Genomic DNA, 20,207 nt, shown 5'->3' with positions numbered 1-20,207 from the left:
CTCTGCAACGACAGGAGTGATCAGCCCCAAGGAGCTCACGACCAGGGGCATTTTCAGCGCTTGCATTGAACCGCTCAGTGAATCACTAGCCTTCGATACTCTGTCGCGATTGTGAGATCGTTTTTGACTGAGTTTTTAATCGATGCTTCTAGTAGGCAACGGTTAAACCCAGGCCGACGTGATGTTGAAATCCTTTGCCCCATCCGCCTGCTTCACGTTCGTCAGTGCTGTACACAGGTTCCCAGTGCGCAAAGAGCGTTAATTTCTCGTTCAAGGGATACTCGAGTTCGATCTCACCACCCCAGTCAGTTCTCTGATCGAGACCTGAATAGCTACCGGGAATGTAGAAGCGAGGTCCTCCAGAAATGGTGACATTCAATTGGTCGTAATTGAAGCCAAAGCCAACCCAGGTGTCGGTGTAATTGCCCAGGTAGGTTCCGTTGCTTTCCCATCCAGTACGATTTTCTGCTGAGACGAAAAGTCCATCGACAACGCTCTCAAGTCCATCTCCCAGCGCAAAATTGACATCTCCATCGCCAAAGGCGTAAACGACTTCGGTGCCGATTTCATGCTTGAAGCCACGAACATCTTCGGCTTGTGTTGCGCTGACCCAATAGGGTTTCCAGTCTGCGGAGATCGACAGCTTGTCGTTGGGTTGATAGCGAGCTGCTAAGTAACCTTTCGCATCGACGCGGCGGTAAGGGCTTCCTTCTTCTTCTTCTTCTTCTTCTCCTTCTTCTTCAATCTCGACACGCCCGTAGAAGTGTTCGGCTTCACCGTAAACAATGGCCGGGCCGAGTTGCCCTTCGATGGTGAAGTTTGAGTTTTCGCCAAGCCCCCACTCGAAAACGCCGCCGAATTGGAGATCAATGGCTGAGTGGTAAGGCTGTCCTTCCAGGTTGTTTTCAAATCCCGTATGGCCTTCGATGGTCAGCACGGGAATGGCTCGAAATTCACCGGCTTCCAATTCTTCCGCTTGTGTTGCTCCGCCATGAGCGCCGTGGGCGTGCCCTTTTGAGTAGCCGATTTCGCTAATGCCGAGCGTTGCGCCTACCAAGGCGATAACGGCAAGACGCCGAACGACGGGATTCATGGATGACAAAAATTGTTGTTATGAGAACGATAATCATTCTCGAAATCCGTGCAAGAGGCGCGTTGCATTTGGTTGTGTTGAGCTCGCGGCGCTAGCTCTGGAGGGTGTGTTGCCTGTCACGCGTGAGTGAGTCGCCGTCTCGATCCGACAAGCCTGGGCTGGCGTCTCGCCGGGTGGCGTTGGAGGTGCTTGAAGCGGTGGCGGCGGGGGCTTACGCCGATGTGGCCCTTGAGCGGGCGCTGCGGCAGCACCCCTTGCAAGCCGCTGACCGTGGCCTGGCCACCGAATTGGCCTATGGCACCATCCGTTGGCGGCAGTGGCTGGACGCCTGGCTCGACAAGCTCGGAAAAGTGCCTGCCCGCAAACAGCCTCCACGTCTGCGCTGGCTGCTTCATCTCGGGTTGTACCAGGTTCTGCGTATGGAACGGATCCCTCCAGCCGCGGCAGTGAATACCTCTGTGGAACTGGCCAAAGGCGGCCCGTTGGCACGCTTGGCACCTGTGGTGAATGGTTTGCTACGCGCAGCCCTGCGGGCCCGTGATGCTGGCGACGGTTTGGTGCGACCTTCTGAACCGGAGATGGAGCTGGCGCAGGACCAGTCGCTTCCGCTCTGGTTCACCCGCGATCTCCTGCGCTGGTGCGGTCTAGTGCAGGCCGCTCAGGTGGCGCAGGCCTGCAATCAGGTGCCGCCGTTGGATTTGCGCATCAATCGTCTGCGCGCATCGCCAGCAGAGATGGCTTCACGCTTTGCCGAACACTGCATGCCCACGGCTCCGATCCCCGGCTGCCCGGATGGGTTGCAGGTGTTGGATCCGGCTGGGGATCTTCGGCAGTGGCCGGGTTATGACGAAGGGCACTGGTGTGTGCAGGATCGCGCGGCGCAGTGGGTGGCTCCGTTGCTGGCGGTTGAGGCAGGACAGCGAGTGTTGGATGCCTGTGCAGCGCCCGGCGGTAAAGCCACCCATCTGGCCGAACTGATGGGTGATCAAGGTGAGGTGTGGGCTGTGGATCGTTCACCCGGGCGCCTGCAACGCGTGGCAGCCAATGCCTCTCGGCTCGGCAGTCATTGCATTCATGCCTTGGCGGCGGATGCATCGCAATTGCTTCAGCAACGCCCGCAGTGGATGGCCTCCTTCGATCGGATCCTGTTGGATGCCCCTTGTTCAGGCCTGGGTACCTTGGCCCGTCATCCTGATGCGCGCTGGCGCATCAGTGAATCTTCGATTGCCGATTTGGTGCAGCTTCAGGCTGGTCTTCTTGATGCACTCTTGCCGTTGCTCAAGCCTGGCGGCCGCATCGTGTATGCCACCTGCACAGTGCACCCTGCCGAGAACACCGATCAAATTCATGGCTGGTTGCAGCGTCATCCCCAACTTGTGCTGGTGTCTGAACAGCAGCGCTGGCCTGACCCCCAGGGGGGAGATGGGTTTTATGCAGCTGTGATCACTGCACCGGCAGCGGCCTGAAATTTTCATCCACCGGAGGTCCCCCCGGTGGGGCTACATAACGGGGAGGCGCAGGAGCAGGTGTAGCGGGTGGTTCAGTCCCACCAAGAAACGGTTCTTCGCCGGGGGCCCAGAGGTCGGAGTTAGGAGAGTCTTTGTCTCCCCGGTCAGGAGCTTCTTTCTTTTTGTTTGAACCTTTGGCTTTGCCAGGGGGCTGGAATGTGCGGGTGAGCACGGGCTTAGGAGGAAAGTTCTGCACCTGGTAGGTGTCCTTCACATCCTCCATGAACTGCTTCCAGGCCCAGGCTGCCTCTCCGCTGTTGCTGTTGGTTTCTTTGTTGTTGTCGTAGCCGAACCACACCGCTGTGGTGAGTTGTGGGATTGATCCGATGAACCACAGATCACGTGCTCCTTCCGAAGTTCCGGTTTTACCGGCGACGGGACGATCATCCAGGCGGGCTGCTGCGCCGGTTCCGCCACTCACCACCCGCTGGAACATCCAGTTCATGGCGTCGGCTACATCGCTGTCGAGGGCCCTCCGTCCTTTGTCTCCGTCTACACGTCGGCTCCAGAGCACATTGCCATCGGGGCCACGGATCTCTTCGAAAGCTGAGGGTTTGACATAAATACCGCGATTGGCAACAGCGGCATAGGCGGCTGTCATGTCAAGAATGGTTTGCTCGTAGGCCCCGATCGCCATGGGGTAGTACTTACCCAACGGGCGCTGGTTGCCAATGCCCAACTTGTTGGCAGTACCGATGATTGCATCAAACCCAACCTTGTCCTGCAGCTGGACCGCCACGGTGTTCAGTGAGTTCTTCAGGGCGTCAGCCAGAGAAATCGTGCCGAAGTATTTATTGCCGAAATTCTTGGGGCAGTAGCCCGCCCAGCAGCGGGGAGCGTCCACAAATTTACTTTCCGGTTTCACACCGGCATTGATCGCTGCGGCGTAGGGGAAGAGCTTGAAGGTGGAACCTGGTGACCTCAGGGCCTGGGTGGCGCGGTTGAATTGACTGCTGCTGAAGTCCTTTCCTCCCACCATCACGCGCACCAGGCCTGTGCCGGGTTCCATCGAGACGATCGAGCCTTCGGTGTCGAACGGGGCGAATTCACGCACCACGGCCTGTGCTTTTTTTTGCCAGTTCAGATTGAGGCTGGTGCGGATTTTCAGGCCGCCAACTTCCAGCTGTTCAGGGGTCAAAAGACGGGGTAGCTGTTGGGCAACCCAGCTGGTGAAGAAGGGCGCAGCGCTGTTGAAATATTTGGGAATAGCGGGTGTGAGCGCCAGGGGGCTGTTGCGGGCTTGCTCGGCTTCGCTCTCTGTGATGAACCCAGCCTGAAGCATGCGGCTGAGCACCAGACTGCGCCGTTCCAATGCCAGTTTTGGGTTCACCAGGGGCGAATACACCGAGGGTGCCGGAGGCAGACCGGCGATCAATGCGGCCTCAGGAAGGTTGAGCTGATTGGGTGTCTTGGAGAAATAGACCCAGGCGGCATCCGCAAGTCCGTAGGCGCTGGAGCCGAGATACACGTAGTTGAGGTACTGCTCGAGGATCTGCTCCTTGCTGAGCTGACGTTCGAGTTTGTAGGCCAGGGCCGCTTCTTTGAGCTTTCGAGTGAGCGTGCGGTCCTGGCTCAGAAACACTGTGCGGGCCAGCTGCTGGGTGATCGTGCTGGCTCCTTCTCGAACAGCACCTTGGCGAACGTTGCGCACCAAGGCTCGGCCGATGCCCCAGAGATCGACTCCGTCATGGTTGTAGAAGCGACGGTCTTCAGCGGCGATGAAGGCCTGCTTCACAAGCAGGGGCATCTGTCCAGGTTCGATCTTCTCCCGGGTGGCAGGGCCAAGCTTCTGGATCACAGCTCCGCTGCTGGAGAGCAGTGTGATCGTGCCTGGACGGTTGAAGCGACTGATGCCCCGGGCATCAGGAAGGGTGGCGTCAAAGGCACGGGTGATAGCGGCCTGGGCAAGGGCCACACCACCTCCCACCACAGCGGCGCATCCACCAATCAGAAACCAGTGAAGACGAGTGCGAATCACATCCCCGGGGTCAGGGGGCTATGGCCAATCGCCAGGGCCGTCACCAGCATGCCGAGAACCAGGAATGGCTGTGCGCTGGCTTGGTATTTCACGTCGTAGGCCACGGGATCTCGCAGCAGCCAGATGTCCTGGAAAGTGATCTGAGGCACGATCAGCAGTACAAGAAGCACAGCAGCAAAATGCTGCCCGATGGCGATCAGTACGGCAACCATCAACAGCTGAAAGATGTCGATCATCCCAGCGCTGATCCAGCTTGCTGGCCGAATTCCGAATGCAACTGGAAGTGACTGGAGCCCAAGTGCACGATCGCCTTCCACGCTTTTGAAATCGTTGACAACAGCGATGCCGAGTCCGGCAAGGCTGTAAGCCAGTGTGAGAAGTGCTGTCGCCCAGGTGAGCTGACCGAACAGCGCTTGACCAGCCCACCAGGGAAGTGCGATGTAGCTCGCTCCAAGGGCATAGTTGCCAAGCCAGCCGTTCTGCTTGAGCTTCAAAGGGGGAGCGGAATAGATGAAGCTCACGAAGGAACCACCCAGTGCAAGCAGCAACAGCACTGGAGTGGAATGTCTTGCCCAGACATCCAGGGCGTAGGCCACGGCGAGGCCTGAGACCAGTAGAACCCAGATCTGCAGTTTTACCTGGCTCAGGGGGATGGCTCCTGAGGGAATTGGCCTGTAAGGCTCGTTGATCGCGTCGATCTCGCGGTCGTAGTAGTCGTTGATGGTTTGGGTGTAGCCAGCCAGTAGCGGACCACTCATCACCATGCAGGCAAGGGCCGCTGCGAAGTGATCCAGGCGCCATTCGTAATGACCGCTGGCCGCTGCACCACAGACAACACCCCAGATCAGTGGGATCCAGGTCACGGGTTTCATCAGCTGCAGGCGCAGCTTCCAAATGTTGGTGGTGCCGCTGGCACCTTTCATGCCGAGCAGCTGACGGGCGTCACTCACGCGTTGGGTCCTCAGGCGGGAGCAATTTCATCGTCGAAGAACCAGTTGGTGGACCCATCACTGAGCTCAACAACAACGCCGATGCCTTTGCCATCCACGGTCCGGAAATCAGTCACGGTGCCATTGGAGTCGGACTTCAGCAGCTCAACAAGAGCCTTGGGGATTCGATCACGAACGCGGGTGACACGCACCTTGGAGCCGATGTCGATGGTGACTGCCTGCTGTGACATGGCCTGCGAGGCTTGGAAAGTGGCCGCAACCTTAACAGCCGCAACTCAAACGCAATGGTCGCTCTCCGCCTGATTCCCTGCCTCGATGTCGCCGCTGGCCGGGTGGTGAAGGGCATCAATTTTGTAGGACTGCGCGATGCTGGAGATCCCGTAGAGCTTGCATGTCGGTACAGCCAGGCTGGAGCCGACGAGCTGGTGTTTCTGGATATTGCGGCCAGTCATGAGGGGCGTGCCACCCTCGTTGACCTGGTAAGGCGCACGTCCGAGCAGGTCACGATTCCATTCACTGTGGGTGGAGGGATCAGCTCTGTGGAGGGGATCACAGAGCTGTTGCGTGCCGGAGCCGACAAGGTCAGCCTCAATTCTTCAGCTGTCCGGCGTCCGGAGCTGGTGAAAGAGGGGGCAGAGCGATTCGGTTGCCAGTGCATCGTTGTGGCGATCGATGCCCGTCGCCGTGATGGTGGCGGATGGGATGTATTCGTGAAGGGTGGTCGCGAGAACACCGGTCTTGACGCTGTTGATTGGGCGTGTGAAGTGGCGAGGTTCGGAGCCGGAGAAATCCTGCTCACATCCATGGATGGTGATGGCACCCAGGCGGGGTACGACCTCGACCTCACCCGTGCTGTCGCGCAAGCGGTTCCGGTTCCAGTGATCGCCTCTGGCGGAGCCGGGACGCTCGATCACATTGCTGCGGCCCTCGACCAGGGCCCGAACGGTGGACACGCATCTGCGGCATTGCTGGCGTCCCTGCTTCACGACGGACTGCTGTCTGTTCAAGAGATCAAGCAAGAATTGCTGCGTCGTGGTTTGGCGATTCGACCCCTTGAGGGCTAGCTGGATTATTAAAATTTTGAAACATATTGCGAATTGGCAGGCTTAGTGCTGGTCTCACGATCGAAACCTTTGTCTCTGAGCGCACTGTTGCTGCCCATGGATGTTGCATGGACGCCAGCTCCCTGGATTGGCCTTGCCCTGACGATCGTCGTGATTGCTCTCGTTGCATGGGGGCTTCAGCTCATGCAATCGGCTGTTGATCAGCAGGAGTTTTCGTTGATGCTCGCAGGGTGTTTGGTGTGTTCAGCAGCTGTTGGATTGGCCACGGTGATGGTGATGACCCTGAATGACTTTTTGCTTTGAGACCAGGAGATCCTGAAGCTGTTGAGAGGCTGTTCAATGACGCAGCCCCCACCTACGACCGGCTGAACGACCTGCTCAGTCTCGGCTTGCATCGCCAATGGAAACGCCAGCTTCTCCTCACCTTGGCTCCGCAACGGGGAGAGGTCTGGCTTGATCTGTGCTGCGGCACCGGAGATCTGGCCCTCGCGTTGGCCCGGCGTGTTCGTCCTGGAGGACAGGTGGTCGGGGTGGATGCGGCTGAGGCGCCGCTTGACGTTGCGCGTCGACGTGCAGCGCGCGAGCCCTGGTTGCCTCTTGATTTCCAGCAGGGCGATGCCCTGGCCCTGGACTGCGACACCGCTTCAGTTGATGGGGTGGTGATGGCCTATGGGCTTCGTAACCTTGCCGATCCGGCGGCTGGCCTCAGGGAGGTCAAAAGGGTGCTGCGGCCTGGAGGACGGGCAGGCCTACTTGATTTCAATCGCTTGCCTGCTGCGTCAGGGGCGGCGCGCTTCCAGCGTGCGTACTTGCGCCGTGTGGTGGTGCCTGTGGCTAAGGGGCTTGGCCTCAAAGACCACTACACGTACCTCGAAGCCAGTTTGCTGCGCTTTCCCGATGGCACAGCCCAAGAAGAGCTGGCGAAAGAAGCAGGGTTCGCTTGTGCCCGTCATCGCGCCATGGCCGGAGGGCTGATGGGGCTTCTGACCCTGCGTTGTTGAAGAGCTATAACTCCTCATCCTGTATCTGTTGCGACAAGTGAGACCGATGACTTATGAAAGAAATGATTAAGAAACGGGGGTGTTCACGTTGGCTTTTCCGCTGCCGTCGCTTCTGCCGTCGATCGAAGATCTCTTGGAAGAAGTCCAGTGGCTGGATGGGATGATCCTGGTGACCGACTCTCAGAAAGCCACGTTTGTGTCCTTTTCGCAGGTGGATCCTGTGTTACGCCGACTGCGTTCCCGTCCAAGGGGAGCGGAGGTCGCTGAACAGCTCTGTATGTCTCTGCTTGAGACCCATGGGAAGGGGGCGTCCAAGCCGGTGCTCGTGTTCCAGGGAGATGGCAGTTTCTGGCTGGGCATGATGGGGCCTGGCAAAGGTCATCCCCATCGTCACCATGCCATTGCCCATCTCCACCGGTGCCTGTCGTTGAGTTGAGCTCGGGAGCTTTAAAAGAAGGCAGTTCTAGAAACTGATCCGTCTTCTCCGCTGATCGAAGTGATGGGTTAGATAACAAGTTGATCCCATTGTGGGGAGTTTGATAATCATTGATTTAGTTTTTTCTCGAGTTATTTCTTGATGATTTCAAGAGCGGCTTTGTTGGCAAGCTGCCAATAAATGGTGTTGTTGATATTTTGATTGAGGTCAAAACATGGCTGCTGATAAAAATTTAACAGCCTGTTGCTTGATTAGCGGTGATGACGCTGTGAGTGGGAGAGAATATGATTCAAAATGGACCCTGCGTAAGCGCTGGAATAGGGGCAGTGAATGAAACTTCCATCGGTATATCCACTTGGGTGTAGATCTTTCTTTGCAAACTTTGTATTTTTATTGTCGCATTGAAAAACTATCTGGAGAAGGTCTTGTCCGAGATCATTGATCGTTGGCTTCTCGTGGCTGCCATTGCCCAAGAAAACAAATGACAGTATTTTGCTTCTGCTCGGGAGGACGTCTAGGAGATCGACAAGATCCCTGTGCCTCTCTTCTAGTCGGACATTGAAATACACAATGTCTGAATTGAAGGTCGAGACTAGTTTTTTGAATCGTTCAATTCTTCTTAAAAATGCTGATCTGTCCGGCTCTCGCGATGGATCATGATGATTAAAGAAGTTTGTATTTCCGTAGAGCGTGTGGCCACACTGCCTTCGTGGGTATTGAGATTGCAGATTTTCTAGATTGATGAAGTTTTGAAAGTCATCCTTGATGATTCTTTTGATTTGCTTTGGTTCGATAAAAAGCCAGTCAAATGGAAGTGCGAACTTTCTGCCTCCTGAGTCACTAATAAATTGAGCGCCCAAACAGCAATCGCCTATGGGGATAAAGATTTCCCTGCCTTCTGAAAACTCTTGTAATTTCCTGGGTAGGCAGCTTTCATCAAGATCTTTAAGTGCGCGCTGACCCAGATTCGCGGTGAAAATCCAATCGTTGATAGACTCTAAGAAGATTTCTTTGATTGGTTTCGCTCTCAGCCACTCGCCGAATCGTTCAAGATCTTCGAACTGCTTCAGTGCAATTAGATCTTTGGCGGTGTGCTCATAGCCATCCCAGATGCCTGGATGATGAGTGATTAGAAGTTTGGCGTACTCCAGCGCCTTCTCGCGATTGCCTGATGCAAGGAAGACAGCATTTGCAATGTTGAGGAGAGTGGCATGATTGGGAAGTTTTTTTAGGCCTGCTTGAATGTGTTGCTGTGCTTCTTCAAAGCGCTTGAGTGCAACGAGGTCTTGTGCTGCGCGTCCATATCCCTCCCAGTTTGTTGGATGATGCTTGATCAAAAGTTCCGCGAACTCTAGAGACTCTTGGCGCTTGTCTGATGCACGGAAAGCTTGGATCGCAATGCAGAGGAGGTTGGCTTGATTGGGATGCTTTTCTAAGCCTGCGCTAATTTTTTTCTGTGCTTTGGCAATATTATTCGATTTGAGAAGTGCTTCCGATTTCGATGCGAATGATCGCCAGCTTCCCATGTCTGTTGGGTAAACTGAGTTATTATTGCATGATTCTTCTTTTGGTCATTCTGGGTTGTCCCAGTGATAATGAAGGACCACTAGGTAAGGGGCGTCATAACAGTTGAACTGCTCGTGCCAGCGAGATTGGTCAGGCATGTCATCGCTGAATATGGGCTTTGGCGAAGTGAGTAAGCCCTGCGTATGGGGCACAAATCACTTTTTGAAAATTGTTTATTCGTTGTGCTTCTGGCACTTCTTGGCAGTGCCAATCACTTTTCTGATTGCTTAAGCGAATCGGCCACCTCGCAAGAACATAGTGCTGGACTACGCTGGCCGTTGGTCAAGTGGTTGTCGATTGGCTCTGTCATCGCAAAGTTATTGCAGCAGCCTCTTCCTTGACCATTTCCCGACTTCCCTCGCGAGGGCTAGTCATACCAGCAGTTCTAGGTTCATTCTTCGATGGCAGGCAAGCCGGGCATGTTCTTCCAGGAAATTCCTGCATAGCCTTGCTATGACAGGGTTTTTGCTTGCTGTTATTGCAAGGTTCAAGCAAGGATCTGCTTCTGAATGCGAACGACAGACATCACCCGGCTGATGGGTGGAGAGATTCAGATCTTCCGGTATGACACCAGGCCTGGTTGGTATGTCCGCTTCTGGAACAAGGAAAAACGCAGGTATGTAGTCCGCTCATTGAAGACAGAGGAAGCATCGCTAGCAACTGACCGAGCAATCCAGGTATGGAAAGAGCTGGTCCCTCTAATCAAGGCAGGTGTTCCGACTGAGACGCTGACATTGCAGGCAGCTGTGCACGAATACCTGAAGCACAAGGAAGCAAGGGTTGAGGCTGGCGAAATCAAGGACGGTGCCAGGCGTGATTCGGAGACACAGCTCAAGACCTTCCTGATCTTCTGCAAATTGGAGGACATTGCCCGGATATCGGACGTTCAGCCCCATTCATTCGACGGATACATGGAATGGCGGCGCGATAAGTCGCTGAAGGTGACGAGCGGCAAGGAAGGCACGCTGAAACGAGCGTCACTCAACAAATCAATACGCGAGGTCAGAGCGTTCTGGAAATACCTGCGGAAGAAGCGGCTGACTGACGTGGATATCGACCTGATGGAGGCGAGTATGCGCCGTGAAGAGCCACGAACGCGCAATGTCGCCTTCACATCTGCAGATTGGGCGCTGATTGAAGGGGAATTGCTGCGGCTATCTAAGGAAACGCAGGGGGAACGCAGGGATTTGTTGCCGAGCCAGCGCTATTTCCGCACGATGCTCAAGACATTGCTGCAAGTCCTCTGTGATTCGGGGATGAGGCCGCAAGAAGCCACGAATTTGCTGCAGTGGCAGGACGTTAAGCCCCTGAATCCAGGGAAATCGCCGGGTGATGCACGGTTTTCGGGGGCTTGCTCCCTAAAAATCCGCCATGCCACCGGCAAAGGCAGCAGAACCACTGTGTGTGACGCCGGGAACTACCTGATTTTGTGGCGCACCTACTGCATTGACTGGCGAAAGTCCGTTGGTCTGCGGCCTTTGAATCCGAACGACTTGGTATTCGGCAATCCGATGACCGAACAGCCGTATTCGTACAGCTTGCTGGGGAACTTTTTCCGTTCAGTGATCAAGGACCTGGGCCTCGACGGTAAGGGTTACACGATTCGCAGCAGTCGCGGCTTCTGTGTCACCCGATTGCTGGCTCTTGGCCACACCCCGTACCTGATTTCCAAGAACCTTGGCCACAGCATCAAGGTGATGGAGCGTTCGTATGAGCAGTTGACCGAGGCTGACTTGATTGCTGAGTTTGCTGACGGTGACTAAAAGAATTATGCGCTTGTTATCTCTGAACTGTGACTTGAATGTTTAGCTGTTGTGGCTTTAATCGAATGCCATTGTGTAGCTTTAGACGTCGTAAGATTTACGTCCATTACTGTTGATGCGATAACGGCCACCACGCGGACCAGTGAAAACAGGATCGTGGCCAGACCAGTAATTTCTATAAGGCTCTTGAAGGTCTTCTCCCCTTTTCATTGCTTCTATCTCCTTATCCAAAGTTGATTTAGGTGTATAGCCAAGTTTGTCGATGACCTGCTGGCGTAGCTCTTTGACTTCGTCTAGGCGACGCGCCTGTTCAGTAGGGCTTCCGTATCTACCAGAAAGGTTTACCTCGATGTTGGTATGCAAAGCATCAAGCCGGACATACATTTCCAGCAGCTTTTGCTCCGAACTATCTGATGCTTGATTGTCCATTGGACGATATTAGGCAATCAAATTTAGGAGTCCAGCCTTAGCTTTTCTCCCAAGTCGGTGCCCAATGCCGGCATTGCTTGGTCAAGTGCTCACCTTGCTGAAGCTGTTGCTTTCTCAGATTGCAGGCAACCAAGGTGTGGCAATGCCTGTCCACGCCATAGGCGAAGTGCTGACAGGTCATGCAGATCTGCGCTTGACCTCATGACCTCGAAAAACAGCTGACAAAGCAGATCGGCGTTGCCAGTTTGAGGGTCCCACACCAATTAGATGCTTCGAATAGGTTCAGCAGCTGCCGCGATGCTTACAGTTGCGCAGATCTTCACAGCAGCCTCGCTCCCAGCTCAGGCGATTGAAAATTGCGGAGCTGATGCACATTGGGTGCAGACGGGATCTCAGTTGGGTTCTGGTTACTGCAAGCCCAAGCATCGACGTGACCACCAGGTCTGCGCAATCGGGTATCACTACGCAGGTGAAGGCCGCTGTGCGCGAAACGGGCCTTGGTGGACTGGCCGTCGTCCCTTTGATTGGGGGCCTCACTACGAGCCACGTAATTCGAAAGGAGCAGTCACCTTTGAGGGACCTAATGGAGGTGAAATCAAGGTGAAGTGGTAACCACCCCGCCTCAGGAGCCAAGCCCATCTCCTTCTGCCACGTTGGCGCTCACTGCCTGCAGCGCTTGGTGAGGTGCTCGCCTTGTCGAAGTTGCTTCTGCCTCAGATTGCACGCAACCAAGGTGTGGCGGTGGGCACTCACCCCATAGGTGAAGTGATGGCAGGTCATACAGACCCTGTTGCCTTTCTAGTTCGCAAGCTCACGGTCGTCAACAAAGGCCCACTCCCCCAATCGTTAGCACTGCAGTAGTACATCAGCTCTAGTCGCGATGGCTTGAGTTGTGCAGCCCTGAGAAGTTCAGTCATCAAAAAGGGGAGGCTTTCCCAGAACCTCTCCGCTCGGCGCAGCACCGTCCGGAGTCCTAGCGGTGCTCCCCTTCAGGATGGTTCAATTCGATACACGGCTGCCAGGGGTGAATCACCTAGCCCGAGGCAGGGACGCGGGCACAAAAACGGGGAGGCCCTTTCTCCTCCCCGTGTTCTCTCGTGCAGCGCCGGCACAGCTCTGCCGTTTCAGTCTGGTTCAAGGTAATACACAGGCGTGAGAGGTAAAGCACCTAGCGAGGGAGCGACACGTGAGCAAATGCGTCTGCTCTGTCGTTGGTATCGGGAGCTGAGCCGTATTCCGTAGGCGAACAGGGCTATGTGGCACTGCGGTAGTGCACCTTCAGCCAGGCTTTGGGCTTGGCTGAACAAAAAAATATAGTGGTGCTAATTGTAACTATCTAATCACTTGCAGCAACTGCAAGCTACAAGTTTCAGCAGCAGCAATTGCACGCGAGAAGCTTTTGCTTTGTTGCGTTCTGTTTTTGTCGAGCTGCAATTTATTTCTGCAGCATTTATTCGTGGAATTTATTTCCACCAAAACTTTTAGCTGAAGGTTTCTTCTGCAATATTTTTTGCAAATGATTTCGCAAAGCTCAGAATTATTTGTGTTTGCTTTTGCTTCAATTGTTTCTTTGTAAGTTTGCTTGCGTTGCTTGAGCTGAAGCAGAACTTGAGTTTAAGCAGGAGCTTAACAACCAATAACCAACGGCCAACAGCAGGCCGACTAACGCCGGCTTTGAGTTCAGTGATCTTCCATTACTTGAACCTTGAACGAGCAACAACTTCGTGCGACCTTCCACGCTTGCGCCTTCGGTGCACTTGGCCTGGTCTCCGTCGCCTACTACCTGATCGGCTACTGGCTCGGCCATTTCTTTAGTCTGGGCTACCAGGCAGCAGTGCTTGCCTTCAGCTACTTCGCCTGGTCGTGCTTCAGGGACACTGACACCGTGTTCGCTGCTATCGAGCAGACGACCGAGAAGTACGTGTCTGAGCTACTGGCAGACCAGTGAGCCAACAGCTAGGCCGGCTAACGCTGGCTTCTGTCTGTCGTGTTCATTGATATTCACACCAGTATGATCCAGTCATTCACCGGCCCTGTTGTTCTCCTTGAGCAACAGCGGGTTGCACAGGCTGACGTCTTCAGCATCTTCGCCATCAAACCCGACGGTGATATCCCCGGCTTCGTGTACACCATCGGGACGTGTCAGCACGATCTGTATGAGGTGCTTCACTTCTATCCCAAGGGACAACACGGAGCTGCTGCCCGTGATGTCGCAGAGGTATGCACCAGGATGATTGCTGCTAGCCAGCGGCTATCACGCATCGACCTGTTGCGACAGGTGCTGCATATGACCGGCATCACTGCGCCTTCGGGTGCAGTTGCCCAGTTCCAGATGCTGCGCGGGGGATGACTTCATCCACGCACTGCAGTGCTACTTGACCCGTGCGGTCCGGTATCGCGAGGAACTAGGGATGCCCCGAAGTGTCCCCGTGATGCAGCGTGAGGACGTACCTACGTTTCAGCAGGTACGTGCATTACGGATGCTGCAGCTGTCGGATAACTGATGAGCAACCAATGCCGGCTAACGCCGGCTTTTTGTTCAGCGTCCTTCGTCCTATGAACCTTGGAGATCCTTGTCGGTGCGGTGCTTTGGTTCGGTGGAGCCTTCGTGCTCATCGTCCTGATCCACGCGTGCTGGTTTGTACCAGCCCTGGTGCTTGGCTTGATTGGTCAGGCGTGCACCAGGAACAACAACACGCCTCGTCGTTCCGAACGGCGGCGGTGATTGCCGGTTAATGCCGGCTTTTGTTCAGCGTCCTTCCTTCTATTAACCGTTTGTTGTGGGTTGGCTGCTTATTCAAAACTTGCGAAGTTCGCGTTGTCCTCTGCTTCCTGTTGCCCTTGGTGGAGAAGGCGGCTGAACAGACGAAGCTTCGTCTTGCTTTGGGTTATTTTGACAGTCACATCTCGGCTCCTTGATTGCGAGAAAGATGACAGCAATGGCAAGTAATCCTACGGCAGTTGCGTTGATTATGGATGAAGTGTTGTTCTGCATAACCAACAGACTGTCGCTATTCATACTCTCGTAAAGTCTAAGCGTTGCGGCAATGGCCAACGCTGGCTTTATTCACTATTGCTTTTGTGCAGCGATAATGTTAAGTTTTAGGGCTAAATGAATGACTGTCTTAGAGCGCACGTCTGAAAGATTTGCCTACTTGATGACGAAGGCACTCTTGTCCGTATCACTGGTGATGAGGCTAGAGCTGCTTATCTAACAGCAGGTGGCAAGCCAATAGAGGATAAATCCACACAAATTTCTGAATAACAGGCTGGCTAATGCCGGCTTTTTTTATGTAGTTATTGATATCCACAATGATTGTCCTTGCTGCTGTAGCTCCAGTGCTCATCACCATTCTTGTGATTGAAGCGTTCGGTGCTTGATACCTTGTTGACTGTGACTAAATCTTTCTGCAGTCTGACTTTAGTAACGCCCACTCAGCCAATGCTCAGTAGTTGATGCTTGACGTGTGAGTGCCAGCCGTGCATGCTGAATTCATTGCTTACCCAACCAGGCCTAGCCACTGGTTCGGGCCGCAGAATTAAACCTCATTCACAACTGGGCTAGCAGGTGAATAGAGACGATGTCATTGTCGTCCAGTAGGTAGAGAGCCAGCCAGTAGAAAACTCAAGTGCTTCCTGAAGTAACGGGGTAGGTCTGCAATATCCATCTACTTACTAGGCAAATGCAATCGCGCATTGGAACAACAAGTCGTCAATCATTTGGCGAGTCATCTATAGAGCGACGTTTCACTTGCGGATCTCTAAATACTGCAACCGCTGATGCAGAGGTTCGTCACTTCGTCAGGCGCAGACGCTCTTCTTCAGTTGGACTTTCCTTGATCTGAAATCACAACAGAATAAGGCCGGCTACCGCCGTCTATATGCCTTTGCGTTCAAATCAAATCTATCTAAAGCAAATGGTTTCTGCTTTCAAGCCGATTACTAACCGGGAAGCCTACGATCGTTTAGCTATCTGATCTCTTGGATCTGATACTCGATTCGATCATCGGAACAGCACACGCCTTCGTAGTAACGCTCCAGCTCGTCATAGGATTGGTCATAACTGACAAAGCTCAGACGGGTGAGGGCATCATCCACACCGTCGTCTCGGACGATACGGTAGCTGATGTGAGATTCAGTCAATGGCATGGCGTTGGCTCGCACTCTGATCAGTCTGATTGTGGATGATGCGGGTGCTGTAACGGCTGACATAGGCGAAGACGAGGCAAAGTTCCGCATCATTGCTGCCGAAAAACAGGCCGGCTAACGCCGACTTTCTTTCTGGGTGTCGTTATTGAGATTCATTCTCTTGACATTCACCACCACCAACGTTGACGAGCAAGGCTTCGACCAGCTGGCTCAAGGCCTCACAGGTTTCAGTGATGAAGCTGAGGACACTCTGCGTAAGTCAATGATGACCACCATCTTTATCAGAGGTGCGTCAGCCCAGAGCCAAGGCCGCTGTTCTTACATGCTCGGGGACGACGGCAGCCGGATCTGGCTTCCAAACATATTGCGCTGCTGGGTCACTGACCTGGCTGTCGTCACACAGACGTATGACAGCTTCGATCCTGTGGACAAGCTGTTGGTTTCTGTCACTGCAAGTGATGGCACCAACTGGGTGTACCGCATGGGCTTGAGTAGCTGGACAGCGTCTAGCTTTCTCACTTGCTTCAATGCAAGGACCAAGCAGCAGCACGCTGAACAGGTTCAGATCAGCCTGGCTGCAAAGGGCAGGGCGACTATTCGTTTCTGTCAGCTGCATTCAGCCTGACCTATCCACCTTCGAGCGTGTGCAGATTCCCAAGGCTGACCTTGGTCTGAAGCTTGGGTATGACGAAGCTCTTGACGTCATCACGTTCGTCAACAAACAGGCCCAGGACAATCCTGAGTCAGAGACGTTGGCTACACAGGCAAACCCCAAGGAGGTTCCCTTCGAGGCTGCACCTGATGAGCTGGACAATCTGATAGAGGAAATCCAGCAGCCCAAGAAGCGAAGACGTAAGTCTGCCGTTAAAGAAGCTGAGTCTGCAGTCAGCTGAAGCCCACACCGGAGCCGGCTAACGCCGGTTCCTTTTCCGCTTCTTTTATCGTTCCTCCAGTTATTTTTTCACTGCCAGCGAGACGTTGACCAGTGGTTGCCCTGATCGTTTGCCTTGCTGCCTTGGCTACAATCAAGCATTTCCCCGTAGCGGTGAAGCATAGGACAGAACTCGTTAAAGTCAGGTTCGTTGTGTTCAAAAAAGGCGAACTGCTCGGCTTTGCACATACAACATTGAAGGCCGCAGGATTGGCCCATGTAGTTAGCGCAGATCATGGCCTGACTCCACAACGATTCAATTCTCCTTATGGAGGTTGCACTGGAGATGTGTGTTGCATTTGTATACTCTGATAGTTTGGTGAGTTGATACTGCATCGTGAATTACTGGAAGTTCTTTTATGTCATAAAGCCTGCCTCCCATAGAGGGATGATCGTTTGCACTTCGGTTTTATCTGGCTTTAGCTCAGGCAGTGGCGCAAAGTTCCAAAAGTTAAACGTGTGTTTACGTCGAGCTTCCTTCAGTTCCTTCCTATGCCTACGCTCTTGTTGAGCAATGGCTCTTTGCTCTGCTTCTAATTGCTTGCGTGGATACGGCCTGCCTTTGCCATCACCATCTGTGTAATGCCAGTGACTCTTACGTCCGTTAAGCACAGCCATGTAATCAGCATCACATTGAATAATCTGGCTGACTAACTTATTCAATGCATCGGCTAGCATCGACGCTTCATTTGCAAGGGCCACTGCATATTGCGAATCCTTTGTTTGTGTTTGCAGTTCAGCCCTCGTCATATCGTCTGCCGATTGCTGATACAGCAAGGCAGTCGTTCTCAGAAAGCCTGTGACCAGCTCACGTCTCGACGTGCCCGTCTCATAATTGTTGATGAGGTTTTGTGCATCAATAAAATCGATGAGCCACATCGACCATCATTGCACGTCTTCGCAATAGTCTCTCCGTGTTAACGCAAAGACGATTTCCATCTTCTCTTTTTTAGGGAGGCTATTCATCTCCCGTTCTACATCTGCTCTGTTCTCACAACGCTCTGAAATTATCTTCAGCTGTTCTTCTGCTTGATCTATATTCATTATCAGTAATAGACAACGGTTCCATCTAGCAGAGCAGTGATGTTCTGACCTTGAGTTTCAACACGAACGTTTGGATTCTGAATTGGCTGAGGTGCTGATGCAGCAGCAAGTCCCATGCCATTCATGACTGCCATCTGCTCTTGCGTTGTCATTGCCTGACCGTAAGTATCTTGCTGCTGTTGATCAGAAGAGATATATACGCCAGGTGCATCTGACTGTGACTGGCGGATGATGACTTGGTCTGAGGTAGACATCGGGACAGCCTTCGCTGCCTTCTCTGCCATCATCCTTTTAATCGCTTGTTCTCTAATCGACATTGGTATTCTCCTTTGATAGTTAATAGTTTAAATCAGTAAGCATTATTAGCACGCAGCTCCATGTTGATTTGTTCTGTGGTAATCTTTTGTGCTGTGTCATAAGGCACGGGACCAACACTGCCAACAGACTTTTGGATGGGCTGCTGCATCAATTGCTTTGCACGTTCATCCACCATCTTCTGAACAGATGTCATCTGCTCAAACTCGAGGGGAGTCATTGCTGCTTGATTCGTTCCGCGCATCTCCCTGATTTGATCAGCAGCCAAGCCTTCAACCATTGCTTCTGAACCAACCAACTCTGCTGCAGCAGCAACGTTGTTACGTGCAGCTGCCAATGGATCTGCACTGACGGCGGGTGCTGGGAATAGGTTGCTGACCATACGTCCGGCTACATCAATTGGACCGGCAGGCAGATAATCATTCCTTTGATCTGAATATGCTTTCAATGCACCACCGCCAAGTGTTGCCACTCCAGCTACTGCTGCTGCAGTTTGGCACGCTCTGTTCTGTGGAAGGTATTGCAGATCTACAAACTTATCTGCAATGTTTCTGGCGACTGGTCTTTCCTGTACTGACTTGGGCAGGTAGCTTAAATACTGATCTGCTACATTAACTTTTCTGTTATTACGTTCAGCTGCTAGTACTTCTTCAAGGTTCTTTGTACCTCCGAATAAGCCTCGCTTTGTTTCTACTGTTTGTCTTTGCCGAGCCATGATAATACTCCTAATAGTTTTAGTTTAAAAGTTTTAGCGTTCAAATGAGGCCTCGATTTCGTCAAAGCGGTCGAGTGCTACTTGACGATCGTCATTCGCTTTGAGAGCGCGTGACTTACGCTCCTCATCAATCAGCTGATTGATTAATGCCTGCTGCTTTACTGCCTCAGCTTGCAGCACTTCTTGCTGTGAACGCTTACTGAAACCTACGCCAGACTTCTCCTTCTCTTCCATCGCATTTGGATTTGCTTTGATGAGTTCGTACTTGCGATCAATCAAATCCCTTGCGTTCTGTTTGTCGACGTCGTAGTCCACACCTGGATTGTTCCCAGCAAAGTTATCACGGCGGCGTTGGTCTTCCATCCCCAAGCCGATGGCTGTACCAAGTGCTAGTCCTGTGCGTGCACCAGCAGCCATCAGTCCTGCAGTCTTAGGTACGTTCATATCTAGTTGACCAGTCACTGGGTTTGTGGTCAGGAACTGGTCTTCAATTGCGCTGGTTACTTTGTCCATCCTTGAGCCCGGCTTAATCCAAGGTGCTCTATCGTTCTCCTTGTTGTACGTCTTCATCTTGACGTAAGGAATGTTTCCCATAATCCGATTAATCATTACCTTCTTTGTCCGGTCATAATCGCCACGGCTTTTACGCAATCTGATCTGTCTGATATTTGGAATCAATCCGCCGGCCACAGTACTTGCTGATGCACCCAGTACTGGGACGCCTGCTTCATTGAGGCTCAGTGTCTGACCAGGCAGCTGTGCCTCTGGTCCGTGGATGCCTTCAGTTGTTGTCTTGAGAATGCCAAGGTTCATCTTGCCATCATCAAATGGATTGAAGTCCAGCTCTTTGTCAAAGCGATAAGCGTTGTATGCGCCAAATTCTCCTGGCGTTACATCAGGTCTCTCCAGAAGGAAGTCATCCTTCGGTAGCAGGTTGCCGTCTCTACTCAAGATGTACCTGGCGCCTATTTCATTGATGGCATTGGCGGTTTCTCTGGGATCTAGTTCCGACGGTGCTGCAGCTGCATAGCCTTCGCGCCTTCCTACAACAGGAACGCCGCTATCTTCTGAGCCAAACAAGCCGAGCCCAGCATTTATTGCAAGTCCTGTTGCTCCAAGCCCAGCTAGTGCAAGAACGTTCGGGCCAAGCCGGCATTGCTGAAAGACAGGCTGCTTCAGGTCTTGGTCATATCCACGTCTGACTCCAGGCTGAGCAGGCTGGTAGTTGTCTGGGTTGAGATAAGAACTCAGCCTTGTGTCGTCGG

General features: G+C 53.3%; 23 protein-coding genes. 12 read left to right on the top strand and 11 right to left on the bottom strand.

What is annotated here, in order from left to right; translation table 11 throughout:
• Nucleotides 1-148: 148 nt before the first annotated feature.
• Nucleotides 149-1,093, bottom strand: coding sequence for a hypothetical protein (locus tag ACLM45_RS05875; protein ID WP_415411100.1), 945 nt, complete (start codon nucleotides 1,091-1,093; stop codon nucleotides 149-151).
• Between the two features lie 122 nt (nucleotides 1,094-1,215).
• Here ACLM45_RS05875 and ACLM45_RS05870 point away from each other — a divergent pair, with 122 nt between their 5' ends.
• A complete protein-coding gene (locus ACLM45_RS05870; RefSeq protein WP_415411099.1) occupies nucleotides 1,216-2,559 on the top strand; it encodes a 16S rRNA (cytosine(967)-C(5))-methyltransferase in 1,344 nt (447 codons plus the stop codon).
• On the opposite strand, the gene ACLM45_RS05865 is transcribed toward ACLM45_RS05870, so the two are convergent.
• The 3 genes from ACLM45_RS05865 to ACLM45_RS05855 are packed head-to-tail and all read right to left on the bottom strand — an operon-like array spanning nucleotide 2,537 to nucleotide 5,759.
• Nucleotides 2,537-4,579, bottom strand: a complete 2,043-nt coding sequence (locus ACLM45_RS05865) for a transglycosylase domain-containing protein (RefSeq protein ID WP_415411098.1) — start codon at nucleotides 4,577-4,579, stop codon at nucleotides 2,537-2,539. The two genes, ACLM45_RS05870 and ACLM45_RS05865, sit on opposite strands and share 23 nt — an antisense overlap.
• Nucleotides 4,576-5,529, bottom strand: coding sequence for a chlorophyll synthase ChlG (gene chlG / locus ACLM45_RS05860; protein WP_415411097.1), 954 nt, complete (start codon nucleotides 5,527-5,529; stop codon nucleotides 4,576-4,578). The genes ACLM45_RS05865 and chlG overlap by 4 nt, the downstream gene beginning before the upstream one ends.
• A gap of 11 nt (nucleotides 5,530-5,540) precedes the next feature.
• Nucleotides 5,541-5,759 (bottom strand): DUF2862 domain-containing protein, encoded by a 219-nt coding sequence (locus ACLM45_RS05855; RefSeq protein WP_006041996.1) that lies wholly within the window; start codon nucleotides 5,757-5,759, stop codon nucleotides 5,541-5,543.
• A gap of 54 nt (nucleotides 5,760-5,813) precedes the next feature.
• Here ACLM45_RS05855 and hisF point away from each other — a divergent pair, with 54 nt between their 5' ends.
• The 4 genes from hisF to ACLM45_RS05835 all read left to right on the top strand — a co-directional run bounded on the left by hisF (nucleotide 5,814) and on the right by ACLM45_RS05835 (nucleotide 8,030).
• Nucleotides 5,814-6,593, top strand: a complete 780-nt coding sequence (hisF, locus tag ACLM45_RS05850; RefSeq protein WP_415411096.1) for an imidazole glycerol phosphate synthase subunit HisF — start codon at nucleotides 5,814-5,816, stop codon at nucleotides 6,591-6,593.
• Between the two features lie 96 nt (nucleotides 6,594-6,689).
• Nucleotides 6,690-6,896, top strand: a complete 207-nt coding sequence (locus tag ACLM45_RS05845; protein ID WP_415411095.1) for a hypothetical protein — start codon at nucleotides 6,690-6,692, stop codon at nucleotides 6,894-6,896.
• Nucleotides 6,893-7,594 (top strand): bifunctional demethylmenaquinone methyltransferase/2-methoxy-6-polyprenyl-1,4-benzoquinol methylase UbiE, encoded by a 702-nt coding sequence (gene ubiE, locus ACLM45_RS05840; protein WP_415411094.1) that lies wholly within the window; start codon nucleotides 6,893-6,895, stop codon nucleotides 7,592-7,594. Before ACLM45_RS05845 ends, ubiE begins: the two co-directional genes overlap by 4 nt.
• 88 nt (nucleotides 7,595-7,682) lie before the next feature.
• Nucleotides 7,683-8,030: a hypothetical protein gene (locus ACLM45_RS05835; protein WP_415411093.1), complete on the top strand. Its 348-nt coding sequence runs from the start codon at nucleotides 7,683-7,685 to the stop codon at nucleotides 8,028-8,030.
• A gap of 251 nt (nucleotides 8,031-8,281) precedes the next feature.
• Here the strand turns inward: ACLM45_RS05835 and ACLM45_RS05830 are convergent, their stop codons facing one another.
• On the bottom strand, nucleotides 8,282-9,556 hold the full coding sequence (locus ACLM45_RS05830) for a DUF1796 family putative cysteine peptidase (RefSeq protein WP_415411092.1): 1,275 nt from the start codon (nucleotides 9,554-9,556) through the stop codon (nucleotides 8,282-8,284).
• Nucleotides 9,557-10,132: 576 nt separating this feature from the next.
• Between ACLM45_RS05830 and ACLM45_RS05825 the strand changes: the two genes are divergently transcribed.
• Nucleotides 10,133-11,359, top strand: coding sequence for a tyrosine-type recombinase/integrase (locus ACLM45_RS05825; protein WP_415411091.1), 1,227 nt, complete (start codon nucleotides 10,133-10,135; stop codon nucleotides 11,357-11,359).
• Between the two features lie 81 nt (nucleotides 11,360-11,440).
• Here ACLM45_RS05825 and ACLM45_RS05820 read toward each other — a convergent pair whose 3' ends face one another.
• Nucleotides 11,441-11,788 (bottom strand): hypothetical protein, encoded by a 348-nt coding sequence (locus ACLM45_RS05820; RefSeq protein ID WP_415411090.1) that lies wholly within the window; start codon nucleotides 11,786-11,788, stop codon nucleotides 11,441-11,443.
• A gap of 64 nt (nucleotides 11,789-11,852) precedes the next feature.
• On the opposite strand from ACLM45_RS05820, the gene ACLM45_RS05815 reads away from it, so the two are divergent.
• The 4 genes from ACLM45_RS05815 to ACLM45_RS05800 all read left to right on the top strand — a co-directional run bounded on the left by ACLM45_RS05815 (nucleotide 11,853) and on the right by ACLM45_RS05800 (nucleotide 14,513).
• Nucleotides 11,853-11,993 carry a hypothetical protein gene (locus ACLM45_RS05815; protein ID WP_415411089.1) on the top strand — a complete coding sequence of 47 codons (141 nt, stop codon included), beginning with the start codon at nucleotides 11,853-11,855 and terminating at the stop codon, nucleotides 11,991-11,993.
• Nucleotides 11,994-13,493: 1,500 nt separating this feature from the next.
• The gene (locus tag ACLM45_RS05810; RefSeq protein ID WP_415411088.1) at nucleotides 13,494-13,736 is read left to right on the top strand and encodes a hypothetical protein; all 243 of its coding nucleotides are present in this window, start codon (nucleotides 13,494-13,496) and stop codon (nucleotides 13,734-13,736) included.
• 63 nt (nucleotides 13,737-13,799) lie between these two features.
• A complete protein-coding gene (locus ACLM45_RS05805; protein ID WP_415411087.1) occupies nucleotides 13,800-14,138 on the top strand; it encodes a hypothetical protein in 339 nt (112 codons plus the stop codon).
• Nucleotides 14,139-14,351: 213 nt separating this feature from the next.
• The gene (locus ACLM45_RS05800; protein ID WP_415411086.1) at nucleotides 14,352-14,513 is read left to right on the top strand and encodes a hypothetical protein; all 162 of its coding nucleotides are present in this window, start codon (nucleotides 14,352-14,354) and stop codon (nucleotides 14,511-14,513) included.
• A gap of 1,244 nt (nucleotides 14,514-15,757) precedes the next feature.
• Here ACLM45_RS05800 and ACLM45_RS05795 read toward each other — a convergent pair.
• Nucleotides 15,758-15,931, bottom strand: coding sequence for a hypothetical protein (locus tag ACLM45_RS05795; protein WP_415411085.1), 174 nt, complete (start codon nucleotides 15,929-15,931; stop codon nucleotides 15,758-15,760).
• 166 nt (nucleotides 15,932-16,097) lie between these two features.
• Here ACLM45_RS05795 and ACLM45_RS05790 point away from each other — a divergent pair, with 166 nt between their 5' ends.
• Both ACLM45_RS05790 and ACLM45_RS05785 read left to right on the top strand, forming a co-directional pair.
• The gene (locus ACLM45_RS05790) at nucleotides 16,098-16,562 is read left to right on the top strand and encodes a hypothetical protein (RefSeq protein ID WP_415411084.1); all 465 of its coding nucleotides are present in this window, start codon (nucleotides 16,098-16,100) and stop codon (nucleotides 16,560-16,562) included.
• 19 nt (nucleotides 16,563-16,581) lie between these two features.
• Nucleotides 16,582-16,830, top strand: coding sequence for a hypothetical protein (locus ACLM45_RS05785; RefSeq protein ID WP_415411083.1), 249 nt, complete (start codon nucleotides 16,582-16,584; stop codon nucleotides 16,828-16,830).
• Nucleotides 16,831-17,225: 395 nt separating this feature from the next.
• Here the strand turns inward: ACLM45_RS05785 and ACLM45_RS05780 are convergent, their stop codons facing one another.
• From ACLM45_RS05780 to ACLM45_RS05765, 4 genes are all read right to left on the bottom strand, one after another.
• The gene (locus ACLM45_RS05780) at nucleotides 17,226-17,747 is read right to left on the bottom strand and encodes a hypothetical protein (protein ID WP_415411082.1); all 522 of its coding nucleotides are present in this window, start codon (nucleotides 17,745-17,747) and stop codon (nucleotides 17,226-17,228) included.
• 167 nt (nucleotides 17,748-17,914) lie between these two features.
• Nucleotides 17,915-18,166 (bottom strand): hypothetical protein, encoded by a 252-nt coding sequence (locus tag ACLM45_RS05775; RefSeq protein ID WP_415411081.1) that lies wholly within the window; start codon nucleotides 18,164-18,166, stop codon nucleotides 17,915-17,917.
• Between the two features lie 95 nt (nucleotides 18,167-18,261).
• Nucleotides 18,262-18,942, bottom strand: a complete 681-nt coding sequence (locus ACLM45_RS05770; RefSeq protein WP_415411080.1) for a hypothetical protein — start codon at nucleotides 18,940-18,942, stop codon at nucleotides 18,262-18,264.
• Nucleotides 18,943-18,975: 33 nt separating this feature from the next.
• The gene (locus tag ACLM45_RS05765) at nucleotides 18,976-20,022 is read right to left on the bottom strand and encodes a hypothetical protein (RefSeq protein WP_415411079.1); all 1,047 of its coding nucleotides are present in this window, start codon (nucleotides 20,020-20,022) and stop codon (nucleotides 18,976-18,978) included.
• Nucleotides 20,023-20,207: the final 185 nt, after the last annotated feature.

This window comes from Synechococcus sp. A10-1-5-9 (genome assembly GCF_047716785.1).
In the GTDB taxonomy this organism is placed as follows: domain Bacteria; phylum Cyanobacteriota; class Cyanobacteriia; order PCC-6307; family Cyanobiaceae; genus Synechococcus_C.
This window is presented reverse-complemented; position numbering and strand designations above follow the sequence as displayed.